Origin of the sequence: Paraburkholderia sp. SIMBA_030, assembly GCF_046535245.1 — a bacterium.
Classification (GTDB): Bacteria; Pseudomonadota; Gammaproteobacteria; order Burkholderiales; family Burkholderiaceae; genus Paraburkholderia.
In genome coordinates, this window is sequence record NZ_JAWRXB010000901.1 from 1 (window position 1) to 259 (window position 259).

A 259-nucleotide genomic window follows, 5' to 3' on the forward strand; every position below is an offset into this window, starting at 1 on the left:
CTCTGATCTGGAAAATGCTATTGCCAATGCCCCTGCAGAGAATGAAAAATATAGGGCCAATAAAAACCTTGCCTATGGATTACTGGCAAAGGCCTATGCTACTAAACCTAATCCGGATTGGGCCAAAGTAAAACAATATGCTTCCAATATTTCAGGGGTTAGTTTGCTTCCTATTTATGACCAACTTTTTGATGGAAACCACGAAGCAAATGCTGAATCTATCTTTGAAGCAGATGGAAATGCAGGAACGGTGTGGGCG

The 259-nt window shown here is 41.7% G+C and carries 1 protein-coding gene; it reads left to right on the forward strand.

The genetic code is table 11. The annotated features are described in order from the left end of the window. The coding region (locus tag SB772_RS42625) for a hypothetical protein (RefSeq protein ID WP_410838847.1) at nucleotides 1–259 on the forward strand (259 nt) is incomplete at both ends.